Annotated in this window: 27 protein-coding genes; 12 read left to right on the top strand and 15 right to left on the bottom strand. The window is 72.3% G+C overall.

The window, feature by feature from the left end:
• On the bottom strand, positions 1-245 hold a 245-nt coding region (locus E6R62_RS27260), incomplete at its 3' end, for a hypothetical protein (protein WP_206308855.1).
• A gap of 230 nt (positions 246-475) precedes the next feature.
• Here E6R62_RS27260 and E6R62_RS27255 point away from each other — a divergent pair.
• Positions 476-871 carry a hypothetical protein gene (locus E6R62_RS27255; RefSeq protein WP_136216134.1) on the top strand — a complete coding sequence of 132 codons (396 nt, stop codon included), beginning with the start codon at positions 476-478 and terminating at the stop codon, positions 869-871.
• Between the two features lie 67 nt (positions 872-938).
• On the opposite strand, the gene E6R62_RS27250 is transcribed toward E6R62_RS27255, so the two are convergent.
• The 3 genes from E6R62_RS27250 to katG all read right to left on the bottom strand — a co-directional run bounded on the left by E6R62_RS27250 (position 939) and on the right by katG (position 6,008).
• The gene (locus E6R62_RS27250) at positions 939-1,835 is read right to left on the bottom strand and encodes a hypothetical protein (RefSeq protein WP_136216133.1); all 897 of its coding nucleotides are present in this window, start codon (positions 1,833-1,835) and stop codon (positions 939-941) included.
• A 207-nt stretch (positions 1,836-2,042) separates the two neighbouring features.
• The gene (locus E6R62_RS27245) at positions 2,043-3,488 is read right to left on the bottom strand and encodes a hypothetical protein (RefSeq protein WP_136216132.1); all 1,446 of its coding nucleotides are present in this window, start codon (positions 3,486-3,488) and stop codon (positions 2,043-2,045) included.
• A gap of 288 nt (positions 3,489-3,776) precedes the next feature.
• Positions 3,777-6,008: a catalase/peroxidase HPI gene (gene katG / locus E6R62_RS27240; RefSeq protein ID WP_136216131.1), complete on the bottom strand. Its 2,232-nt coding sequence runs from the start codon at positions 6,006-6,008 to the stop codon at positions 3,777-3,779.
• Positions 6,009-6,415: 407 nt separating this feature from the next.
• Between katG and E6R62_RS27235 the strand changes: the two genes are divergently transcribed.
• The 6 genes from E6R62_RS27235 to E6R62_RS27215 all read left to right on the top strand — a co-directional run bounded on the left by E6R62_RS27235 (position 6,416) and on the right by E6R62_RS27215 (position 9,990).
• On the top strand, positions 6,416-6,826 hold the full coding sequence (locus E6R62_RS27235; RefSeq protein WP_136216130.1) for a Fur family transcriptional regulator: 411 nt from the start codon (positions 6,416-6,418) through the stop codon (positions 6,824-6,826).
• 486 nt (positions 6,827-7,312) lie between these two features.
• Positions 7,313-7,456: a hypothetical protein gene (locus E6R62_RS39820; RefSeq protein ID WP_168714199.1), complete on the top strand. Its 144-nt coding sequence runs from the start codon at positions 7,313-7,315 to the stop codon at positions 7,454-7,456.
• 216 nt (positions 7,457-7,672) lie between these two features.
• Complete coding sequence (locus E6R62_RS27230) at positions 7,673-7,945, top strand: hypothetical protein (RefSeq protein ID WP_136216129.1); 273 nt, start codon at positions 7,673-7,675, stop codon at positions 7,943-7,945.
• Positions 7,942-8,208: a hypothetical protein gene (locus E6R62_RS27225; protein ID WP_136216128.1), complete on the top strand. Its 267-nt coding sequence runs from the start codon at positions 7,942-7,944 to the stop codon at positions 8,206-8,208. Before E6R62_RS27230 ends, E6R62_RS27225 begins: the two co-directional genes overlap by 4 nt.
• Before the next feature lie 259 nt (positions 8,209-8,467).
• Positions 8,468-8,959, top strand: coding sequence for a hemerythrin domain-containing protein (locus tag E6R62_RS27220; protein WP_136216127.1), 492 nt, complete (start codon positions 8,468-8,470; stop codon positions 8,957-8,959).
• The gene (locus E6R62_RS27215; RefSeq protein WP_136216126.1) at positions 8,956-9,990 is read left to right on the top strand and encodes a cation diffusion facilitator family transporter; all 1,035 of its coding nucleotides are present in this window, start codon (positions 8,956-8,958) and stop codon (positions 9,988-9,990) included. The genes E6R62_RS27220 and E6R62_RS27215 overlap by 4 nt, the downstream gene beginning before the upstream one ends.
• Positions 9,991-10,035: 45 nt before the next feature.
• Here the strand turns inward: E6R62_RS27215 and E6R62_RS27210 are convergent, their stop codons facing one another.
• Both E6R62_RS27210 and E6R62_RS27205 read right to left on the bottom strand, forming a co-directional pair.
• Entirely contained in the window at positions 10,036-10,524 is a 489-nt protein-coding gene (locus tag E6R62_RS27210) for a hypothetical protein (RefSeq protein ID WP_136216125.1), read from the bottom strand.
• Between the two features lie 130 nt (positions 10,525-10,654).
• On the bottom strand, positions 10,655-11,059 hold the full coding sequence (locus E6R62_RS27205) for a VOC family protein (protein ID WP_136216124.1): 405 nt from the start codon (positions 11,057-11,059) through the stop codon (positions 10,655-10,657).
• 251 nt (positions 11,060-11,310) lie between these two features.
• On the opposite strand from E6R62_RS27205, the gene E6R62_RS27200 reads away from it, so the two are divergent.
• Together E6R62_RS27200 and E6R62_RS27195 are read left to right on the top strand one after the other, a co-directional pair.
• Positions 11,311-12,816 (top strand): cellulose binding domain-containing protein, encoded by a 1,506-nt coding sequence (locus E6R62_RS27200; protein ID WP_136216123.1) that lies wholly within the window; start codon positions 11,311-11,313, stop codon positions 12,814-12,816.
• A gap of 111 nt (positions 12,817-12,927) precedes the next feature.
• Positions 12,928-13,170 (top strand): hypothetical protein, encoded by a 243-nt coding sequence (locus E6R62_RS27195; protein ID WP_136216122.1) that lies wholly within the window; start codon positions 12,928-12,930, stop codon positions 13,168-13,170.
• Here the strand turns inward: E6R62_RS27195 and E6R62_RS27190 are convergent.
• Positions 13,161-14,378 carry a phosphatidylserine/phosphatidylglycerophosphate/cardiolipin synthase family protein gene (locus tag E6R62_RS27190; protein ID WP_136216121.1) on the bottom strand — a complete coding sequence of 406 codons (1,218 nt, stop codon included), beginning with the start codon at positions 14,376-14,378 and terminating at the stop codon, positions 13,161-13,163. The two genes, E6R62_RS27195 and E6R62_RS27190, sit on opposite strands and share 10 nt — an antisense overlap.
• A 92-nt stretch (positions 14,379-14,470) precedes the next feature.
• Positions 14,471-14,914: a hypothetical protein gene (locus E6R62_RS27185; RefSeq protein WP_136216119.1), complete on the bottom strand. Its 444-nt coding sequence runs from the start codon at positions 14,912-14,914 to the stop codon at positions 14,471-14,473.
• 152 nt (positions 14,915-15,066) lie between these two features.
• On the opposite strand from E6R62_RS27185, the gene E6R62_RS27180 reads away from it, so the two are divergent.
• A complete protein-coding gene (locus E6R62_RS27180; RefSeq protein WP_136216118.1) occupies positions 15,067-15,342 on the top strand; it encodes a hypothetical protein in 276 nt (91 codons plus the stop codon).
• 95 nt (positions 15,343-15,437) lie between these two features.
• On the opposite strand, the gene E6R62_RS27175 is transcribed toward E6R62_RS27180, so the two are convergent.
• The 3 genes from E6R62_RS27175 to E6R62_RS27165 form a co-directional block, all read right to left on the bottom strand.
• Positions 15,438-16,361, bottom strand: coding sequence for a D-alanyl-D-alanine carboxypeptidase family protein (locus E6R62_RS27175; RefSeq protein WP_136216117.1), 924 nt, complete (start codon positions 16,359-16,361; stop codon positions 15,438-15,440).
• Positions 16,362-16,551: 190 nt separating this feature from the next.
• Positions 16,552-17,037 carry a lamin tail domain-containing protein gene (locus E6R62_RS27170; RefSeq protein ID WP_240801934.1) on the bottom strand — a complete coding sequence of 162 codons (486 nt, stop codon included), beginning with the start codon at positions 17,035-17,037 and terminating at the stop codon, positions 16,552-16,554.
• Between the two features lie 281 nt (positions 17,038-17,318).
• On the bottom strand, positions 17,319-18,041 hold the full coding sequence (locus E6R62_RS27165; RefSeq protein WP_136216115.1) for a hypothetical protein: 723 nt from the start codon (positions 18,039-18,041) through the stop codon (positions 17,319-17,321).
• A gap of 173 nt (positions 18,042-18,214) precedes the next feature.
• Between E6R62_RS27165 and E6R62_RS27160 the strand changes: the two genes are divergently transcribed.
• Positions 18,215-18,718 carry a VOC family protein gene (locus tag E6R62_RS27160; RefSeq protein ID WP_136216114.1) on the top strand — a complete coding sequence of 168 codons (504 nt, stop codon included), beginning with the start codon at positions 18,215-18,217 and terminating at the stop codon, positions 18,716-18,718.
• A gap of 108 nt (positions 18,719-18,826) precedes the next feature.
• Here the strand turns inward: E6R62_RS27160 and E6R62_RS27155 are convergent, their stop codons facing one another.
• The 4 genes from E6R62_RS27155 to E6R62_RS27140 form a co-directional block, all read right to left on the bottom strand.
• Positions 18,827-19,201: a VOC family protein gene (locus tag E6R62_RS27155; RefSeq protein WP_136216113.1), complete on the bottom strand. Its 375-nt coding sequence runs from the start codon at positions 19,199-19,201 to the stop codon at positions 18,827-18,829.
• A gap of 257 nt (positions 19,202-19,458) precedes the next feature.
• Positions 19,459-19,935 (bottom strand): Clp protease N-terminal domain-containing protein, encoded by a 477-nt coding sequence (locus tag E6R62_RS27150; protein WP_136216112.1) that lies wholly within the window; start codon positions 19,933-19,935, stop codon positions 19,459-19,461.
• A 7-nt stretch (positions 19,936-19,942) separates the two neighbouring features.
• Positions 19,943-20,146, bottom strand: coding sequence for a helix-turn-helix domain-containing protein (locus E6R62_RS27145; RefSeq protein ID WP_136216111.1), 204 nt, complete (start codon positions 20,144-20,146; stop codon positions 19,943-19,945).
• Between the two features lie 70 nt (positions 20,147-20,216).
• Complete coding sequence (locus E6R62_RS27140; RefSeq protein ID WP_240801933.1) at positions 20,217-20,738, bottom strand: DUF2000 domain-containing protein; 522 nt, start codon at positions 20,736-20,738, stop codon at positions 20,217-20,219.
• A 49-nt stretch (positions 20,739-20,787) separates the two neighbouring features.
• Between E6R62_RS27140 and E6R62_RS27135 the strand changes: the two genes are divergently transcribed.
• Positions 20,788-21,594 carry an AraC family transcriptional regulator gene (locus E6R62_RS27135; RefSeq protein WP_136216110.1) on the top strand — a complete coding sequence of 269 codons (807 nt, stop codon included), beginning with the start codon at positions 20,788-20,790 and terminating at the stop codon, positions 21,592-21,594.
• Positions 21,595-21,664 lie beyond the last annotated feature (70 nt).

Below are 21,664 nucleotides of genomic sequence, written 5' to 3'. Positions count from 1 at the left end.
GATCTGGCGCGCAGGGCCGTCCGGAGCCGTCCGGTGCGAGCGACGGCGTCCCGCAGGGCGCGCCCCGCCGCGCGCGTCTTCTCCACGAGGGGCGCGGGCGGCACGGCCGGCGCGTCCGTCCCCGCGTCCGTACGCCCACCCGCGGTGTCGGCCGCGGCGGCGCGTCGCTCGGCCGCGGCCGTCCCGTCGACGCGGGAACCGCGTGACGCGGTCTCGGGGTTGGGGGAGTCCTCGGGTGCGCTCATGCAGCGCGTGTGACCCCATCCGCACGACTTAAGCCGACGGATCTCGGTCGACTGTCGCGCCGCGCCCGACTTCGCGTCGAGGGCGCACCGACCACGTGTGCGCCGCGACGCGGGCGGTCACAAGGGTGAAGACGTATCCATCATGACAGGTCAGAGGGCATTTTCGTAGGACCGAGCGCACAGCCGATTGCCCTTGTTCGACCACCTGTGCGGCATTCAGAATCGCCGTCATGAGCGAATCGGGGAACATCAATCACGACGCGGTACTGCGAGCACGAGTGGCCCTCCTCGGGTCGGAAAAGCCTTCGGTCGCACAGCGGGTCGCCGCCTACCGAGTGCTCGTCCGAGTGAGCCCCTTGGCCTATCTGCCGCTTCTCGCCGTCGCGTTGGGGAAGTACGCCCGCCGCGACTTCGCCGACCGGCCGGACATCGCCCTGGCCCTCCTGGCCGAATCCGTCACCGCCGCCCGGCGCGTGCACGAGCTGGAACCCGCCCGATCCGACCTGCTCGTCGACGCGTTGCTCGGATACCGCGGGCAACTGGCGCGCATGGGACGCCAGTCGGAGTTCCCGGCCGTGGACGGGCAGATCGCCCTCGTCCGGCGGGGGGCGGGCGGCGCCCGGTGACCGGCGGGGGCCGGACGGCGCCGCTGCCGTGCGGGGCAGGGGAGCGGCGCCGATCGACAGAAGGGCCTTACGGGGTCGTCGTCTGCGCCTCGGCGGCGTCCGCGTCCTCGTGGTCGTCGTGCGCCAGGACGATGTCGAGCGGGTCCGTCACCGGGTGCACGAGGGGCTCGGGGTCCGCGGGGTCCGCGGTCGTTTCCTCGGACCGGTAGAGCAGCGCCATGCCCGCGAGGGCGGCGCCGAAGGCCGCCAGGAGGACCGCGAAGCCCGTGGACCAGGGCAGGATGCCGCCGACGGCGCCGCTCAGAGGGGAAAATCCCGTCACGGCGGCCAAGGCGTGCACCGCCAGGATCGCCAGGCCCGTCAGGGTCACGGCGGCCCACACCCTGGTGCGATCCCGCACCACCAGGCAGAGGGCGAGCGCCGCGCACACCGCCGCGGCGACCAGCAGGAGCCAGCTTCCCGCGCCGCCCTCGGACAGCAGGCGTGACGGGTGCCGGGGCAGGTACGCGATCGCCGACGCGACCAGGACGGCCACGGTGGGCCACCGCAGTCCCCGGCCGGGCGCCCCGGGCGGCCGTGGGGAACGGCGTCGTGCGGCCTTCCTCGGGCGGTCGGCACGCGTCCCGCGCCGCTGCGTCCGCTCGGCCGGCACTATTCGTTCGGGTTGCGGCGCGGCCTCCTCCTCGTTGCTCAGGAGCAGCGCGAGGGAGACGACGTCCTCGACGGGGCGGCTGACGGCGGCGGCGCGCAGCGCCTCGTTGGCGGCGTCGGGGACCTGGCCGGACCGCCGCAGCAGTGTCACCAGGTCCGCGACCTCTTCCAGGGGGCGGCAGGCGACCGCCGTCTGCAACAGCATGCGCAGGCCGTCGTCGCCGGTGGCGGTGACCGCGGTGTCACCGGGGCCGGCGGCCGCTTCCGCCGACGGCTCCTCGTCCCCGGCCTGGGGTGGGGGGTAGTCACTCATAGAACGCTCCGTCCGGGTTGACCGTCGCGTGACGGCCGAGCACGGCTGGGTGCCGTGAGGCCCCCACGACGTGAGGAGATGTCCACTCGCCGTCACGATGCAGCACATCGGGGGGCCCCACCATGCGGAGCAAGCAAACGAGTGCAGCCGCCGGCCCGGCTTGCGCCGCGCGGGGTTCCGTGCGAGCGGCCGGGGCGGGCGCGCTGGCTAGCGGGCCGACTTGCCCGCGGTGAGCGGCCACTCGCGGTTGAGGGTGCCGAGCGGGATGCGGCGTTCGAGGACCGGGGTGCCGAACAGGGACAACTGGAGGTGCAGCTGCCCGCTCAGGTCGAAGCCACCGTAGAGCGCCCAGGCGGCGTTCACGGCGGTCTTGCCGTCCGTCGACGCGGACGCCTTCACGTCGGCCTCGCCGCGCAGGTAGGGGGCGAAGTCCGCGGAGACGCCCACGGCACCGTACAGACCGACGGCGGCCTCGGCGCCGAGGGCCCCCTTGACCCGACCCGCGGCACTGACCTCGGCCTTCACGGGGGAACTGTGGACGTTCGACGTACTGACCGGGGTCCAGCCCTTGCCCGTGGCGTAGCTGCCGCCGACCCGGAAGTCACCCTTGACGTCCTGGCGCACGTCGAGGGAGACGCGTCCGTCGGCCTCCACCTGTACGTAGCAGGTCAGGTCGAGATTGACGACGACCGGGACGGGGCCCACCTGGATGACCGGAGAGCTGTGCAGCTTGGCGAACGGGATGCGCTTGGGGGCGCCGGTGCTCGCCGCGGCGTGGCCCTTGAGGCTCCACTGCGAGGACCAGTCGCCGCTCATGCCGAGGAAGGCCGAACGTGGTCCGGAGCCGCCCGATCCGTCGTACGCGAACTCGACCGTGGGGGCGAGCTGGACGAAGCCGGAGACCGAGGCGCCGGCCGAGACGGGGGCGTCGGGCGCGGTGTCGATCGGGGCGTTCAGGTCGAGGCGCAGGTTGCCCAGGGGCAGCTTGGCGCCCTCGGGCCCGAACCGCGCCCCCTGGCTTTTCGCCCAGGAGAGGGTGACGCCCTTCATCAGGGGCTCCACCGCGACGGCGGCCGGGTCGACGGGGACCTTTCCGTCCGCCTTGTCGTCGCCCAGTGCGGAGGAGAGGGGAGTGGCGGCCGTGGTGACCTCGGTGCCGCGATCGGTCTGCCTGCCTACTTCGGTGACCTTGGCGAGCAGGCCGTCGGGGGCGCCGGGCGCCGGTGCGCTGGCGATGACGTCGCCGACGGCGACGGGCTTGTCGGGGGAGGGGGCCGGGGAGTGGTCCGGGGAGTGGTCCGGGGAGCGACCGGGCGCGCGATCGCGGGAGGGGCTCGGTGCGGGACCGTCGCCCTTGGGGGGCGGGGCGATGACCGCCCGCCGCGTCGCAGGATCGTAGGAGGCGACCTTGAGCGACGATTTCACCGGCGCCCCCTTGCCGGCGCCCTCGGCGCGCGTGACCGCTGCGGTCGAGACGGCGTCCTGCGGGGCCGGCGTGACGTCGAGGTGTCGACTGTCGTCGGCAACCGGGCTTACCGGTACGGGACTTGCGGCGTCCGTCGATGCGGGGTGTCCGGTCGAGGAGCAGCCGGTGGCGGTGAGGGCCAAGGTGGCGAGGCCGGGGAGCAGGACGCGTATGGCGAGCTTGCGCACGTACGTGAGGACCTTCTGGTAGGGCGAGTCGCGTTACTGGCAAGTAACGTGAGGCCCGATCATGCCAGGCCCGCACCCGCCACCGGCGACAACCGGCCACTCCTGCCGCCTGGTTGGACCGCCCCGGCAGCCCGACCGCTCGCGGTGCGACCGCTACCCGGGGAGTACCCGGCGGTGAGCCCCCGTCGACGTGCGCGCACGCCGCGGGCCGGGCTTCCACCGAACCCCGGGCCGGCGGCGCGGAAACGCGTCGGGGCCGGCCCCCGAAGGGCCGGCCCCGACGTCGGATCAGACGAGGTCGAACCGGTCCAGGTTCATGACCTTGTCCCACGCGGCGACGAAGTCCTTGGCGAACTTCTCCTTCGCGTCATCGCTCGCGTAGACCTCGGCGAGCGCCCGCAGCTCCGAGTTGGAGCCGAAGACGAGGTCGGCGCGGCTGCCGGTCCACTTGACCTCGCCCGTGGCGGCGTCGCGCCCCTCGAACGTGCTCGCGTCCTGGGACGCGGCCGTCCACGTCGTGCCCAGGTCGAGCAGGTTGACGAAGAAGTCGTTCGTCAGGGTCCCGGGCGTCGTGGTGAGCACGCCGAGCGACGACTGCCCGTGGTTGGCTCCCAGCACGCGCAGACCGCCGACCAGGGCGGTCATCTCGGGAGCGCTCAGGTTCAGCAGGTTCGCCCGGTCGAGGAGCAGGTACTCGGCCGGAAGCCGGTTGCCCTTGCCGAGGTAGTTGCGGAAGCCGTCGGCGGCGGGCTCCAGCGCGGCGAACGACTCGACGTCGGTCTGCTCCTGGGTGGCGTCCACCCGACCGGGGGTGAAGGGCACCGGAAGGTCGAAGCCGGCGTCCCGGGCGGCCTTCTCGACGGCCGCGGCGCCCGCGAGGACGATCAGGTCGGCGAGCGAGATGCGCTTGTCGCCGGCCTGCGCGGCATTGAAGGACTCCTGGATGCCCGTCAGGGTGCGCAGTACCGTCGCCAGCTGGTCGGGCTCGTTGACCTCCCAACCGCTCTGGGGCTGGAGGCGGACGCGGGCGCCGTTGGCGCCGCCGCGCTTGTCGCTGCCGCGGAAGGACGAGGCGGACGCCCACGCGGTGGACACGAGCTCGGACACCGACAGCCCGGAGGCGAGGACCTGCTCCTTGAGGGACGCGACGTCCGCCGCGTCGACGAGCTCGTGCGTCAGCTCGGGCAGCGGGTCCTGCCAGAGCAGCGTCTCAGACGGGACCTCCGGGCCGAGGTAGCGCACCTTCGGGCCCATGTCACGGTGGGTCAGCTTGAACCAGGCGCGGGCGAACGCGTCGGCGAACTGGTCCGGGTTCTCCAGGAACCGGCGGGAGATCTGCTCGTAGGCCGGGTCGAAGCGGAGCGAGAGGTCGGTCGTCAGCATCGTGGGCGCGTGGCTCTTCGACGCGTCGTGGGCGTCGGGCACGGTACCGGCCCCGGCGCCGTCCTTCGGTCGCCACTGGTGCGCCCCGGCGGGGCTCTTGAAGAGCTCCCACTCGTAGCCGAACAGGATCTCGAAGAAGCTGTTGTCCCAGGTGGTCGGGGTGTCGGTCCAGATGCCCTCAAGGCCGCTGGTGATGGCGTCGCCGCCCTTGCCGGTGCCGAAGCTGTTGCTCCAGCCCAGGCCCTGCGCCTCCAGCGGGGCGGCCTCCGGGTCGGCGCCGACGTGGTCGGCCGGGCCGGCGCCGTGGGTCTTGCCGAAGGTGTGACCTCCCGCGATCAGGGCGACGGTCTCCTCGTCGTTCATCGCCATCCGGCGGAACGTCTCACGGATGTCGCGGGCCGCGGCGAGCGGGTCCGGATTTCCGTTGGGGCCCTCGGGGTTGACGTAGATGAGGCCCATCTGGACCGCGCCGAGCGGGCTTTCCAGATCCCGGTCGCCCGTGTAGCGCTCGTCACCGAGCCAGGTGGTCTCCGGACCCCAGTACACGTCCTCGTCGGGCTCCCAGACGTCCGCGCGACCACCGGCGAAGCCGAAGGTCTCGAAGCCCATCGACTCCAAGGCGACGTTGCCGGTAAGGATCATGAGGTCGGCCCAGGAGATGCTCTGGCCGTACTTCTTCTTGACCGGCCACAGCAGGCGACGGGCCTTGTCCAGGTTGCCGTTGTCCGGCCAGCTGTTGAGCGGTGCGAAGCGCTGCTGCCCGGCACCGGCGCCGCCCCGGCCGTCGCTGATGCGGTAGGTGCCCGCGCTGTGCCAGGCCATGCGGACCATCAGGGGGCCGTAGTGTCCGAAGTCGGCGGGCCACCAGTCCTGCGAGGTCGTCAACACCTCGGCGATGTCCCGCTTCACGGCGGGGAGGTCGAGGGACGCGAAGGCCGCGGCGTAATCGAAGTCCTCGCCGAGGGGGTTGGCGACGGCGGGGTTCTTGGCAAGGATCTTCAGGTTGAGCCGCTCCGGCCACCACTGGCGGTTCCCGCCGCCCTGCGTGGGGTGCGGGGCGCGCTCGTGGGCGACGGGACAGCCGCCTTGGCCCTCCGTCTTGGCGTCTACGACGATTGCATCATGGTTCTCAGACATGGGAATCCTTCCGGACCAGGCGGATCGTGGTGCTCGGTTCTGCATGCGGTCGATCAAACGGGGCACAGGCCCCCAGTAGATGGCCTCGGCGTCGTCGGTCGCCTCGACGCCGAGGTGGTCACCGTCCCGGACGGTCTCCGGCGGCGGGACGCGGTGCCGCCGCCACGCGCACGTCGGCACCGCGCGGTACCCGGGCGGTGGCCGCTCACGTCTTCGTCTCCTGCCGCTGTGGAATCTTTCGTGTCCCTTGGCTGTCAACGCAACCGATCCTACGATGGACGGAATCCAAGTCAAGAAGCACACCAAGCCCGTATCCAGTCGGATTCCGCGCGTGCGCGAGTGGATTTCGAGCGGTCCCGCCGGACCGGAAGCCGGATCGGAAGACCGGACCAGAAGGGTGAGCCGATATGAGTGACCTGCTGGAGCGGCTGCGAGCACGAGGCTGGCGAATGACCTCCCAGCGGCGGGTGGTTGCGGAGGTGTTGGACGGCGAACACGTCCACCTCACGGCCGACGAGGTGCACGCCCGCGCGGTACGGCTGCTGCCGGAGATCTCTCGCGCCACCGTGTACAACGCCCTGGGCGAACTCGTCTCCCTGGGCGAGGTCGTGGAGCTCTCCACCGACGGCCGTGCCAAGCGCTACGACCCCAACGCCCGCCATCCGCACCACCACTTGGTCTGCTCCGGCTGCGGCCTCATCCGCGATGTCCGTCCGGCCGGCGACCCGCTCTGCGACCTCCCTGCCGAAGAGCGGTTCGGTTTCACGGTCTCCGGGGTCGACGTCACCTATCGAGGACTCTGCCCCTCCTGTAGCTAGAAGTTGTCCGAAACCCTCCGCATCCATCCCGGGCGCCGCACGCCACCGGCCGCCGGGCGCAACGCACTTCGGCCCCCAGGGCGCTGTCATGCCCGTGCCCGCCTGGCGCGCGTCCCGGGGCGAGGGCGCGAGCGCGTGGGTGCGAAGGAAGGGGAGCGGACGCGGCACGCAGTGGTCCTGGGGGGGCAGCGTCACGGGGCTCGCCGCGACGAGGGCGCTGCGGAGCGCCGGCGTTCGCGTCACCATCGTCGAGCCGGACGATCTCGTGACCGGCGGCGCCAGGGGCGGCGTCCCGCAGAGCGGCCGGTTGCACGCGCTGCTCGACATGGGACGCACCCAGGTCGAGCGGTGGTTGCCGGGGATGCCCCGGGAACCGGTCGCCGCCGGCGTGGTGCTCCGATCGAGGAGCGAGATCCGACTGTTCGCGGCGCCGTCCGCAAGGTCGACGTACCCGGCAACGCACGCATCCGAGCCGGCCGTGATCTGTTGGAGCAGCACATCCGCCGGCGCACGCTCGGCGACGAGTACGTCGAGGTGGTCACCGCCAGGGCGGTCGGGCTGGTGGCGGAGGGCGACCGGGTCGGCGGCGTCCGTCCGCGGCGCGCCCGCCGGGCCCGGTGGAGACGCTGACCGCCGACGCGTCGGTCGACGCCGTGGGCCGCTCCAGCCGACTGACCGGCCGGCTGGGGAGCAGGCTGGAGGAACCGCCGGTCGACCGGATGCGGATCGACCTGGGCTACGCCACCGCCCGGTTCCGCCGGGCCGGCGAGCCGCCCGGCGTGACCGTTGCGCACCGACCGCCCCCCGTCGCCACGTCCGGGCAACCCGACACGGGACCTGGCCGCGGTGGAGAAAGACCAGTGGATGGCGGCGATCGCCGTGTACGCCGACCGTCGCCCGACGCGCGACAACGCCGAATTCGTCCGGCGGCTGGGCGAGATGGAGGCGACGCCGTTGCGCATGGTGGCCGACGCCTGCGAGGTGATCGGTGATGTCCGGACTTACAGCCTGGCCCCTCGTTCCGAAGGCGCTGGTGGTCCCTGGACCGCCTGCCAGGCGGCCTGTTCGTGGTCGGCGACGCGGTGGCCGGCTTCAACCCGGTATACGGGCAGGGGATGACCGGCGCCCTCCTGCACCCGTCGTGCCCGGCCGGGTGCTTGCGCAAGGGCGCCGACCCGCGGGCACCCGCCCAGGCCTACTTCGCACACGTCAAGGTGGTGGTCGACGCCGCCTGGGAGGTCTCCACGCTCGCCGACCTCGCCCAGCCGCACGTCACCGGCCCCTACCCCTTGGGCTACGTCCTGGCGCGCCGGATGGCCGACCGGACGGCCAGGGCCTCCGTCACCGACCCGTGGTGCACGAACGGTTCCTCGACGTGGTGAACACGCGCCGGCGGCCCGCGGAACTCAAGAACGCGCGCTTTTGCCGGAGGGGCGCCCGCGCCCGGCGCGAGCAGCGCCGCCGCCCCCTGACCTCGCCCGAGCCGCAGACGTCCCCCCACGGCGCCACGTTTGAATTCGCCGGGAGCGAGCACCCCCGAAGGTGACCAACCGGAGTCAGGCGGCCGCGCCCGGCGGTCGGAAGGGGGCCGGGAGCCCTCTCCGTCCGGGCGGCGCGGCGCGTAGCGAGCAGGAGTGGACCATGGCTGTGGAACAGGACGTCGTCGCGGTGATCCTGGAGGACCACCGGCGGATGGAGGACCTCTTCCGTCGGATGCGGAGCGTGGAAGCGGACCGGGCGGCGGCCCTGCGCGAGTTCGCCGCGCTGCTCATCGCGCACGGCGAGGCCGAGGAAGCCGAGGTCTACGGAGCTCTCAAGCGGTTCAAGGGCGTCGACGACGAGGAGGTGGAGCACGGCAGCGAGGAGCACGCCGAGGGGAACGAAGCGTTGCTGGCGCTGCTCGAAGTGTCCGAAGTCGGTTCGGACGAGTGGGACGAGCGCCTGGAGGAACTGGCGAAGGCGGTGTCCCACCACATCGACGAGGAGGAGCGGACGATCCTCAACGGTGCCCGGGAGAGCGTGCCCGACCACCGGCGCGCCGAGCTGGCCGTCGCGTTCCTGCGCGAACGGGAGCGCCGGTTGGCCGCGGACTGCGGCAGCGTCGAGAACGTGCGCGCCGTGGTACGCGGATGACCGCAGAGGGGGCCACGCGGACGACCGGGCCCGAGCGCCCGGAGGGGAAGGCCGGCGGACAGAACGGCGGACAGGACGGCGAGACCCGGCTCACCGTGTGGGTGGCGCTCGCGGCCAACCTCGCCATCTGCGTGGCCAAGGCCATCGGCGGCATCATCGCCGGCTCGCCCGCCCTGCTCTCGGAGGCGGCGCACTCCGTGGCCGACTCCATCAACGAGGTCTTCCTGCTGGCGTCCGTCAAGCGCAGCAGGCGCCCCGCCGACACCCGGCACCCGTTCGGCTACGGCAAGGAACGCTTCTTCTGGTCGCTGCTCGCCGCCGTCGGCATCTTCGTCACCGGCGGCTGCTTCTCCGTCTTCCAGGGCGTGGAGGCGTTTCGCTCCGGCGGCGGGGAATCGCACAGCGGGTACGTGATCGGCCTGATCGTGCTCTTCGTCGCGCTCCTCGCCGAGAGCGTCTCGCTGTTGCGGGCCGTGCTCCAGGTGCGCCGCGCGGCACGGGCGTCCGGACGCGGCGTGGCGGCGGAGGTACGTGCCGGACGCGACCCCGCCCTGCGCACCGTCCTGGCGGAGGACAGCACGGCCTGCCTGGGCGTCATCCTCGCCATGGCGGGCATGGCGCTGCACATGGTGACGGGGGAGGTGGCCTACGAGGCGGGGGCCTCGGTCCTCATCGGCGTGCTGCTCGTGTACGTCGCCTACGTGCTCGGCAAGCAGGCCCGGACCCAGCTGATCGGCGAGGCGGTCGACCCCGGCCTGCAAGGCGAGATCCGCGCGCTGCTCGAAAGCCAGCCGGAGATCGACACGGTGACCTCCCTGCTGACGATGCGTCTCGGGCCCGACTCGGCGCTCCTGGCGGCCGGCATAGACCTGACGGCCGGCTACGACAGCGAGACCGTCGAGGACGCCATGGTCCGTATTCGAACCGACCTCCAGGAACGGTGGTCCGAGCTGAACCAGGTGTTCCTCGACGTCACGGACGCGGGGTCGGCCCGCCGCACGGGGGTACGCCTGCCGCGCCCGCAAGGCTGACGTACCCGGGCCGTCCCGGAGGCCGGGAAGCCCCGGGGCACCGGGTCAGTAGACCAGCTTGAGCGTCACGTCCTTGGGGCCCGGGGCCGGCGCGGTGTGGGTGTACAGGAGCCGGATGGTGGTGAAGCGCCGCACACCCGGGCGGTCGGGCCACGGTTCCGGCTTGGCGAGGGTCACGGTCACGGGATACGGGTGGAAGCGGCCGGCCGCGCAGTAGGGACGGCAGTCGTTGACCATGTCGGTTCCCGTGGCCGTCGCGACCCGCGGTCCCCAGGTCTCCCAGCGGAGCCGGACGAGGTTGTTGTTGCCGTCCCCGCAGGCCAGCAGGTATTCGTCGGGGCGTACCTGGGCCTTGGAGAAGCAGTCGACGACCACCACCGGCTCGGCCGGCGGATCGGCCGCCGCCGCGGGGGCCGTCCGCGCGGAGGCGGGAACGGTGGTCGCCGCGAGGGCCACCGCCGCACACAGCAGCCCGGCCGTCCGCACTCCGGCCCGGGGCGCGCACGTCCGCCGGCTGTCTCCTGAACCGTCCACGAGGCCTCCTCGCCCGTCCGTCTCCGTCGCCGGTCGCCGCCCTGCCAGCTTCCCCCATATGGCCGGACCCCGCATCCGGATGGCGGCCCGGCGGGACCCGGACCGGGGACCCGCACGAGGGGCCCGTGGCTCAGGGGATCGCGACGAGCTCGATTTCGAAGCCGTCCTCGTTCTCCAGGTAGGCCGCGTAATGCCCCGTACCGCCGGCGTACGGGTGCCGGTCGCCGAACATCAGGCGCCAGCCGTGCCGCTGCGCCTCGGTGGCCAGCGCTTCCACCGCGGCGGTGTCCTCCACGTGGAACGCCAGGTGGTTCAGCCCGGGGCGGCGACGGTCGTGGTGGACGGACGTGAGCGCCGGAGACTCCTCGAAGACGAGGTAGACCGCCCCGAGCCGCCAGCTCCGTCCGTTGCTCCAGCTCTGGAACCGCGCGTACCCCAACGCCTCCAGCAGCCAGCCGAACGCGTCCACCGTCCGGTCGAGGTCGGGCACCCAGATCTCGATGTGGTGCAGCGCGCCGTGCGTCGGGCGGTTCACCCGGCCCCGCCTGCCCCCGGACCACCGGTCCCCGTGCCGGGGAGGGCCCGTTCGATGTCGGTGTCAAGCACGGTCGTCATGCCCCCGATCCTGCCGGCAGGCACCGACGGTCGGGTCATTAACCGGCCCCGATCTCTTCCTTAAGGGCGCCTCAAGGTCTGCGAGCGGGGGAGAGAACCGCACGTTTGTCCGTTTCGCGGTCGCTAGCGTGCTGGTCGATCCCTCATCCCCCAGGCAGAAGCAGGTCCACCATGGCTGGCAATTCCCATCGCCGCACCACGAGCACCAAGGCGAAGGCGGCAGCGGCCCTGGCCGTCGCGGCGGCCGTCGGCGCCACCGCCGTCGTCCTGACCGGTACCGCCCAAGCGGCCTCGGTCGGGGCGGTGTTCACCAAGTCCGGCAGCTGGACCACCGGCTACACCGGTCAGTACGTCGTCACCAACCGGACGGGGGCGGCGCTGAGGGACTGGACCCTCGAATTCGACCTGCCGGCCGGCACGTCCCTCTCCTCCCTCTGGAACGGCGAACAGACCGTCAGCGGCCGACACGTCACGGTCAAACCGCCCCGTTGGGACACCGCCGGACTGGCCCCGGGCGCCTCCCTGACCGTCGGATTCGTCACCTCCGCCAACGGCGGCGCCGGCGACCCCACGGGCTGCCTCATCAACAAGGAGAAGTGCTCCGCGGGAACCGGCGCCACACCCGTCCCCAGCGGGCGGCCGACCACGCGCCCCACCGCCGCCCCGACACCGGCCCCGTCCACCGCACCCACGGCCCACCCCACGGCCGACCCCACGACGAAACCCACCGCGCCGACCCCCTCCACGCCGGCCCCCACCGGTGGCACGGGCGGGGGGAGCACCACCACCGCCGGTTTCGCGCCGTACGTGGACACCTCGCTCTACCCGTCCTACGACCTCCTCGACACCGTCGCGCAGACCGGCGTCAAGGAGTTCAACCTCGCCTTCGTCACCTCCGGCGGCGGCTGTACCCCGCTGTGGGGCGGGACCACCGCGCTCGGTGACGACCGCGTCGCCTCCCAGCTCCCGGCCCTGCGCGCCAAGGGCGGGGACGTACGCGTGTCGTTCGGCGGCGCCTCCGGTTCCGAGCTGGCCCTGGCGTGCGACTCGGCCACCGGCCTCGCCGCCGCCTACGGCAAGGTCGTCGACGCGTACGGGCTGACGAAGGTCGACTTCGACATCGAGGGCGCCGCCCTGCCCGACACCGCCGCGAACACCCGCAGGGCCCAGGCCGTCGCACAGCTCCAGAAGAGCCACCCCGGACTCGACGTCTCCTTCACCCTCCCGGTGATGCCCGAGGGTCTGACGCAGGCCGGCCTGGACCTCCTCGCCGACGCCCGGCGCAACGGGGTGGCGATCTCCGCGGTCAACATCATGGCCATGGACTACGGTCCCGCGTACACCGCGGACATGGGCGGGTACGCCATCCAGGCGGCGACCGCCACCCAGGCACAGATCAAGGGGGTCCTCGGCCTCTCGGACGGCGCGGCGTGGAAGACGGTGGCCGTGACGCCGATGATCGGCGTCAACGATGTCGCCACCGAGGTCTTCACGGTCGAGGACGCCACGCGGTTGGCGGCCTTCGCCCGCTCCAAGGGCATCGGACGGCTCGCGATGTGGTCCGGCGCCCGCGACCGCCAGTGCCCCGGCGGTGCCAAGAACTACGCCGACCCGACCTGCTCCTCCGTCGTCCAGGCGCCGCTCGCCTTCACGAAGGCGTTCGCCGCACACGGCTGACCCCCGGGCACGCCGGGACCCTTTCGACCCGCTTGGTACGCACGCGACCGGGTAGGCGGGGTTACGCCCACCGACGCGCTCGCCGGCCGGTGGAGAGGAAAGGATGCGACCATGACCGATCGCGAACGGAACGAACCGTCTCGCACCACCCCGTCCCAGGCCCCCGGTGAGGCCGGAGACGAGGAAGCACGCCGGGAAGCCGAACGCGCCGAGCGCGGTCCCGAGCGCGGTCCCGAGGACGAGCTCGCGGACGGCGAGCCGGGAGAGGCGGCCGACGCGCTCTCCCCGAGCCCCGGCGCACAGCGCCGCTCCGGCGACCACGCGCGGGGCGGGGACGGCGGCCGTCAGAGGTAGCGGCGGATGGGGACCACCGCGGCCTCCCGGGCGCGCTGCGCGAGTGAACGGTTCTTCCACCTACCGGGGCGGACCGGGTCGCTGACCTTGAGGTCGGTGTCGTAATGCGCGTCGAGGACCGCGGTGAACTCCCTGTCCATGACGGCGAGCATGACCTCCTCGTCGTGGTCGAGGGAGCGCCTGTTGAAGTTCGTGGAGCCGATCAACGACACCACGCCGTCCATGGTGATGACCTTCGCGTGCATCATGGTCGGCTGGTACTCGAAGATCTCCACGCCGGCGGCGGTCAGCGCCTCGTAGTGGCGCTGACCCGCCAGCCGGCACACCCGCTTGTCGGTGTGGGGACCCGGCAGCAGGATCTGGACCTCCACCCCGCGGCGCGCCGTCGCGCACAGCAGATCGACGAAGTACGTGTCAGGCGCGAAGTACGCGGTCGCCAGGCGCACCCGCTCCTGGGCCGACTCCAGGATCACCCGGATCAGGGTCTGCATGTCCTGCCAACCGAAGCTGGCCGATCCTCGTACGACCTGCACGATCGCGTCGCCCGCCGGCTCATGGCCGACGAAGCGGTCCCGGTCGTCGAAGAGCTCCGTGTGGCACTCCGCCCAGTTCTGGGCGAACGCGGCGGCGATCCCGTCGACCGCCGGGCCCCGCACCTCGACGTGCGTGTCACGCCACTCCCGCTCGTTGCGCGCGTCACCGCACCACTCCTCGGCGATGCCCACACCCCCGGTGAAGGCGGTCCGCTCGTCCACCACCAGCACCTTGCGGTGGCAGCGGTGGTTCTGCTTGAGCGGGGACAGGTAGAGCGGCTTGCGGAACCAGGCGACCTGGACTCCCGCGGCGCCCATCTCCTCCAGGAGCTCGGGCTCTATGAGACGGCTGCCGAACCCGTCCAGCAACAGCCGCACCCGCAGGCCGGCCCGTGCGCGGGCGGCCAGCGCCCGGGCGAACCGGCGGGCGATGTCCCCGCGCCAGTAGACGAACGTCATCATGTCGACCGTGTGGCGGGCCTCCTCGATCGAGGAGAGCATCGCCGCGAAGATCTCGTCGCCGTTGCGCAGCGGACGCAGACTGTTGCCCTCTGTCGCGGCGATGCCGATGAGCCGCTCCAGACGCCTGCGGATACGGGTGATCCGTTCGTCCCCGTCGGGGGCCGCGTCAGGCGTCGCCGCATCACAGGGGGCCGAAGGCGTTCCGCTGGTCATACAAGCACTCCTCGATCGGTCCCATGCGACCCCGGACCTTATCGAACCGTGCGAGGAGGGGGAGCCACCGGCCCCGGCGAGGGGCGCCGGCGTCACCGGCCGCCCACGCCCTCCGCCCCGGTGCCCCCGCGGGGCCCGGGGGCGGAGGCCGCCGCGAGGGTCAGTCGATCACGATCTCCGACTCGAAACGCGCCCCGGCGCCCGCAGCGCTTCTCGCATTCCTCCCGCGTCGCCGCAGAGAGCACCGCGGCCGCGAGGAAGTCCGAGGACAGGGCCGCCTCGGCGAGGACCTCGCCCGGCTCCGCGAAGACGCCGTAGAACTCCACCCACGGTTCCTGGGGCGTGGCCGGGATGCCGCGCACCGTGCCCGGTCGCTTCGTCATCAGGACCTGACCAGCCATCCGGACCGGTTCCAACCGACCCACCGCACCGTCCGGACGGCCCTCGGCGAGCCGCTCCAGGGCCGGCGGCCGCAGTCCCGTGTGGGCGCGCGACGCCGGCTCCACCGGGTGCACGCCGAAGACGGCCGTCGACACCTCGCGGATGCGAGCGCCCGCCGGCCGGGCCGCGACCTCGCTCAGGAGCGTCCCTGCGCTCCCGCTCCGGCTGCGGGGGTCGGGGCGCGGGCGGGCGCCGTCGACCGATCGGTCGGGGCTGACCTGCGAGGGGTCTCGATCGTTGCAGGGGCATGACCGATTCGATGGTGACGATTCCCGCCGACTGGCTCGCCCGCGTGTTCCTGTCCCTGCGACGCAGCGGTTCGGACGAGGCGCAAGCGGCCGCGGTGGAACTACAGCCGTTCACGGAGAAGCCCGGGCAGCGGGTTCCCGTACCGCGCACGACGATGCTGCGGACCGAACTGGCGTTGCGCCTGGCGCTGGGCGCCGAGTCGCGGGAAGGCAGGCGCGCGAGGCTGTCGGAGGAGGCCGCGTACCTGATCAGCGCCCGTCTGGACGACCACTGACCCCGGCCCCTGTCACGACGGGAGGCGGATACCGGGGGTATCCGCCTCCCGTCTTCACGTCCTCGCGCGACGACCGTCGTCGCCCACGTCCACCGTCAGTCGAGCACGTCCGGGATCGGCTCCGTGTTGCTGCGCTGGAGAGCGGTCTTGGAGCCGGCGGCCGGACCCAGGGCCCAGTCGGAGAGCGCCATCGAGTCGGCGTACCGCTCCTCGTCGTGCAGCAGTACACCGATGATCGTCTTGCCGTTCCGGGTCACGGAGAAGACGAGGCACTTGCCGGCCGCCGTGCCGGTGCCGGTCTTGACGCCGATCGCACCCGGGTACCCGTACCCGGTCGGCCGGGGCCGGATCAGCAGGTTGCTGTTCGACCAGGTCGCGTCGGTGGAGGTGGCGCCGGTGCTGATCGACGCGGTCTTCACCAGTGTCCGGAAAACGCCGCGGCCCATCGCGTACTTGGTGAGCTTGGCGAGGTCGCGCGGGGTGGTGAGGTTGTTCCCCGTCGGCGAGATGCCGTCGAAGGAGTCGTACACGGTGTTGCCCAGACCCAGCGACTTCGCCTTGGCGTTCATCTTCGCGATGAAGTCCGCCGTGCGCGCCTTCGTCGTCGTGCCCGTGCCGAAGGTGTCGGCGAGCGCGTACGCCGCGTCGCAACCCGAGGGAAGCATCAGCGCGTACAGCAACTGACGGACCGTCGGGCGGGCGCCGGCCTTGAGGTGGGCCGAGCTCGCGCCCTCCCGGACCAGGTAGTCCAGGTACTCCTGCTTGACCGTGACCTTCTTGTCGAGGTCGAGGTACGGCAGGGTGGTGACCACCACCGCCGTCATGATCTTCGTGGTGCTCGCCATCTGGCGCCTGGTGTCGGCGGCCTTGGAAGTGAGCGTCGCCCCGGTGGTGCCGTCCATGAGGAACGCGCCGGCGGCCGTCACGGGCGGCGCCGCGGCCGCCTGGGCCGGCGCGGAGACGGTGAGCAGGGCGCCGGTGGCGATGGTGACGGCGAGCGCGCCGCGCGCACGGCGCATCAGAGTCGATATCAAGTCAAACCCCCCGCTGTGGCCGGTCGATCCGAAGCGGAACCACCGAGGTGTCCGCGCCCGTGCGGATCCTACTCGCGGGGAGGCGGGTACGGCGTGCCCCGGGAGGAGTCCCGGGGCGCGCCGTACCGAAAGGTGTTCACGTCACCGTTGGGGTGGGACGTGACGCGCGGATGGGTCAGCTGTGGTGACCGCGGCCCTGGCGGCCGCCCCAGGACTCGGTGTCGATGACGCGACCGCGGTCGTCGCGCAGGGTCGCGGTGTCGCGCGCGTCCCAGATCTGCTGCCGGCGGTTCTGGTAGACGTCACTGTGCGTGTTGCGGCCCTGGCCGGTGTGGACCTTGACGCTGTGACCGCCCTCCAGGCGCAGGCCCGCGAAGCGGTAGCGGTTGCCCTGCTGGTCGGTCAGGGTGTAGCCGCGCAGGTCGACCCCGTGGCGGCCGGTGTTCTTCACCTCGACCCATTCCCGGTTCAGCGCGTGGTTGGAACGGTCGTTGTGACCGCGGCTCTCGTGCTGGACGGAGCCGATGACGACCGAGGAGTGCGCGTGGCGGCCGTTCCCGTGGTCGCCGGCGGCGGTGGCCGGCAGGGCGGCGGCGCCGACCAGGGCGCCGGCGGCCAGGAACGTGGCGACGAGACGGCGGGGAGTGAGAGAAGCAGACAAGGAAATGACCCCTTCCAACGTTGGCCCGCCCCGGGGTTCGTACGAGCGGGGCGGACTCCGAGCGGTTCTCGGCATATGACCGAGAAGCCATACTTTGGCCCACGGACGCCACCGGACATCAGCAAATCGCCCCGTGTTGCACAATGCAGACATGTCGGTAACTGTCCCTTTGCCAAAGGGAAGCCGAAAACGCCCGGGTCGCAGCCGGGAGGCGGCCCGTTTCACTCACTCCTCGTACGCACGTGCGCATTCCGGTTCGGGTGCGCGCGGATCGTCTCGGCTCAGGAGATGCCGTACCACTGGCTGCCCCAGCCGGTGTTGATGATGCCGGTGGACTGCTCGTTGAGGTTCACGGTCGCGGGCAACGCCGTCTGGCCGGTCAGGACGGTGCTGTAGCGCAGCTGCGGCGGCGCCAGACCGGCGTTGACCGAGATGCCGGCCCCCGTGGACTTCAGCGTGAGGGCGTTGGTGGCCCAGTTGCCGTTGAGCAGGAGGGCTATGAAATAGGTCCCGGGGGCGGCGGTGAACGGCTTGCCCAGGGCCAGCGGCTTGGCGATGGCCTCGCCGGTCAGCTGCGACGAGATGTCGGGGGTCGCCGCGCGCAGCGTGCCGGAGCCGTCGTACACACCGAGGTAGCAATTGCTCAGCTGGGCGTTCGGATCGACCCCGGCGAGGCCGAGCCAGATGTCAGACCAGGTGATGCGCTCCCGCAGGACCACGCGTACGAGGGTGATCCGCCCGCCCACGCCCGCGGCGGACTGGGCGGTGACGTGCCCCGCGTCATTGGGGTCGCCGGTCCAGGCCAGCAGGTTCTGGTCCTGCGGCCGGGGCCCCTGGTACCCGTCCGACGCGGGGTCGCCGCTCTGTGCGGGCGCGGGAGTGGCGGGGCCGGCGCCCCCGTGCCGCCCCTCGTCCGATGTGGTGCAGGCGGACAGGAGGAGCAGGGTCGCGAGCGCCGCGACGAGGCCCTTCGTGACGGTGACGGTGGTGGTCCGGGTGCGCATGGTTCCCCCCATGAGGCGCGGGTGTGTCGACGGGCCATGATCACACGACCGGGTGAGGACGGGCCGTTCCCGCCCGTGCCGCGGTCACCGGTTGACCTCAACCGAACATGAGGTTCTACGTTCCTCCCCAGGCCCGCGGGAGACCGTCCCGCGGCCCGAGAAGGAGGTCCACCATGACCGAGCGCACCGAAGCCGACTACGCCCCGGCGCACGCCCTGATCCCCGACCGCTACCGCTACGCGGTGATCCCGCACATCATGGTCGACGACGCCGCGGCGGCGATCGACTTCTACCGGCGGGCGTTCGGGGCGCGCGAGGACTTCAGGATCGATGCTCCGGGCGGCGGCGTCCTGCACGCCGAGATCACCATAGGAGGGTCCGTCCTGATGCTGGGCGACGCGGGCGCCCACGAGGCGGAAGCCGCCTCCTTCGCGTCGCCGGCGGCCCTCGGCGGAGGGACGTCCGTCACGTTGCACGTCTTCGTGCCGGACGTCGACGGCCTCGCGGAGCGCGCGCGGGCGGCCGGAGCCGAAATCCTCCAACCGCCGACGGACATGTTCCACGGGGACCGCACCGTCATCCTCAAAGACCCCTCGGGTCACATCTGGGTCTTCCTGACCCACCTGGAGGACGTGTCGGGCGAGGAACTCAAGCGCCGTTCGGCCGCCACGGCATGACGACCCGGCGGGCGGGTGGCCGGTGGCCGCCTGCGGTACGCCGACCGGTCGCCGCGCGGGCGGCGACCGGTCCGGGTCGCGGGCGGCCACCGGCTCGCGGGTGGTCGACTACAGGTAGGGGCGGGTGATCAACTCGATGGCGTGGCCGGCGGGGTCCTTGAAGTACACGCCCCGACCGCCGTGCTCGGTGTTGGTCTCGCCCGGGCGGCGCATCTGGGGATCGGCCCAGTGCTCGATGTCGCGGTCGCGGAGCCGCCGGTACGCCCGGTCGAACAACTCGTCGTCGATCAGGAAGGCGTAGTGCTGCATCTGGATCTCCACCGGCGGCTCCGCGAACTGGAGCAGTACGCCGTCGGGGAGCTGGATGTTGGTGAAGGGGCCCCAGGACGGCGCTTCCGGCAGTTCCAGCAGCTCGCGGAAGAAGCGGGCCGACTCGGCGCGGTCCTTGGCGGCGATGATGGTGTGGTTGAACGTGACTGTCATGCGGTTGGCCTCGGTGTGTTCGGCACGGAAAACGGACTCGCGATGCGCGAGCAGTGGGAGGTCCGCGTGCCGAACCGAGGGGGTGCCTTCTGCGCACCCGCGGAGGGATCAGCCCTCCACCGGGTAGCCCGTCCGTGTGTGGCGTAGCGCCGGTCCGGTGTTCACACCGGAGACCCTACGTGAACCAACCGGGCCCCGACAAGCGGGATTTGGGGCCCGCAACGCCGCCTACGGCCCGGCCGGCGCCCTGCGCGCCCTCAGGCGGCAGCGTCCGTCTCCCGCAGGCGCTGCCGGACGGCCGTACGGTCGACGCCCAGCAGCCCCAGCAACTCGGCCGCCGGATCGGGACGTTCGCGGTCGAGGAGCGCGAGCAGCAGGTGCTCAGGCCCGAGGCGCCGACCGCCCGTCTGCTTCACTTCCCCGAGGGCGCGCGGCAGGACCGAGCGGGCGCCGGAGGTGAAGGGCGTGCGCTTGCGCGAGGCGGGGACGGGTGGCCGCTCGACCCCCCGGACGTCGATCCCGATCGCGGCCAGCGCGGACCGGTCCAGATCCGCCAGGGCGGTCCGGGCGTCGTCGAGGTCGATCCCCAGGCACCGGACCGCCGCCGAGTCGGGCTCGTGGAGGATGCCCAGGAGGAGGTGCTCGGTCCCGATCCGGCGGTCGCCACGCAGTCGGGCCTCTTCGAGTGCCCTGGTGACGGTCGTGCGGGCACCCGCTGTGAACTTCTCGAACACCGTGGTCTCACTTCCCGTGTTTGGCGTGTGCGGACTGCCTGGACACCCCGAGGGCGTCCCCGATCTGCTCCCAGGACCAGCCCTGCTGCCTGGCGCGCGCGACGGCTGCCGCTTCGACCTGCTCGGCGAGTCGGTGCAGGGCTCCCACCGCCCGTAGTCCCACGGCGGGGTCGTGTGACCTGAGGCGCTCTGTCAGCTCTCCGGTTTCCATGGGTGTCAGTCTGGGCTGACAAAGTCGCGGCGTCAACCCAGGCTGACGGCTCTTTCCCCGCTGCACCGGCTCAGGGGTGCATGCGCGCGCCCTTGAGGACCTTGTCCACCGCGTTGCGGGGCCCGTACACGGCCATCCCCACCAGGTCGAGCTGCTGCGTGCCGACCGCCCGTACGGCCGCCCGGTTGTCGCGGTCGTTGCCCGTACCGAAAAGGTCCGAGGTGAACACGGCCGTCGGCAGCGCCCGCCACAGGGCGCGGCCGTGCGCGGCGGTCAGGTGCTCCTTCGTCGCCTCGAAGACCAGCACGGGCTGACGGAACATCGGCAGGTAATCGGCGCCGTCGGCGTCCGCGTACGGCTCGCCGATCACCTCGGGCGAAGCCGTGCCGAGCCCGCTGACCAGGAACGCGGTGACGTTCAGCCGCTGCCAGGTCTCCAGGTCGTCCCGCAGCAGTACGGCGATCTTGGTGTCGAAGCGGACGGGCGCGTCCCCGCCGCCGATGCCGGGGCCGACCTCTGTCCCGGCCCCTGCCCCTGCCCCGGCCTCGGTCCCGGTCTTGGTGCCGGGGTCGGTCTCGTTCATGATTCTCATGCCTCGAGACTGCGTGGTGGACACCGTCCGCGTCTTGTACGTTCCTTGCATGACGCCCAGGCAGGAGACCTCGGCCTGGCGCCCCTCCGTGGCAGGCGTCGTGGAGGTCTTCCACGCCCGTTTCACCGAACACGCCTACCCCATGCACGTCCACGACGCCTGGACCCTGCTGATCGTCGACGACGGAGCGGTCCGCTACGACCTCGACCGCCACCAACGCGCCACCCCGGCCGACACCGTCAGCCTCCTCCCGCCGCAGGTGGCGCACAACGGCTCACCCGCCACCACGGGCGGCTTCCGCAAACGCGTGCTCTACCTCGACATGACCCACCTCGACGCCGGCCTCATCGGACCCGCCGTGGACGCCCCGGACCTCGCCGATCCCATCCTGCGCAGCCGCGTCGCGCGACTGCACACGGCCTTGGAGCACCCGGGCGACGCGTTCGAGGCGGAGAGCCGCCTGGCCCTCATCGCCGAACGGCTGCGCGCGCACCTGCGCCCCGCGCCCCGGCGCGCCCCACGGCCGGACCCGGGCGTCGCCGGGGCACTGCGCGAACTCCTCGACGAACGGCTGCTCGAACCCCTCACCCTGAGCGAGGCCGCCGGTCTCCTGCACGCCCACCCCACCCACCTCGTACGCGCCTTCAGCAACGCCTTCGGCATCGCACCGCATCAGTACGTGACCTCGCGCCGCGTGGACCGGGCGCGCCGGCTGCTGCTCGACGGGCGACCGCCGGGCGAAACGGCGACCGCCGCCGGGTTCTACGACCAGTCACACCTCACCCGACACTTCAAACGCGTCGTGGGCACCACACCCGGCCGCTACGCCCGACTCGACGTGCCGCCCCCGCGCTGAGGCGCCCCGGACCCGCGAGGAGCGGCACCGCGTCCCGGGCCCACCGGCGGAGGCCGCCACGCCGCCCGGG

This window comes from Streptomyces sp. A1136 (assembly GCF_004795055.1).
Classification (GTDB): domain Bacteria; phylum Actinomycetota; class Actinomycetes; order Streptomycetales; family Streptomycetaceae; genus Streptomyces.
This window is presented reverse-complemented; position numbering and strand designations above follow the sequence as displayed.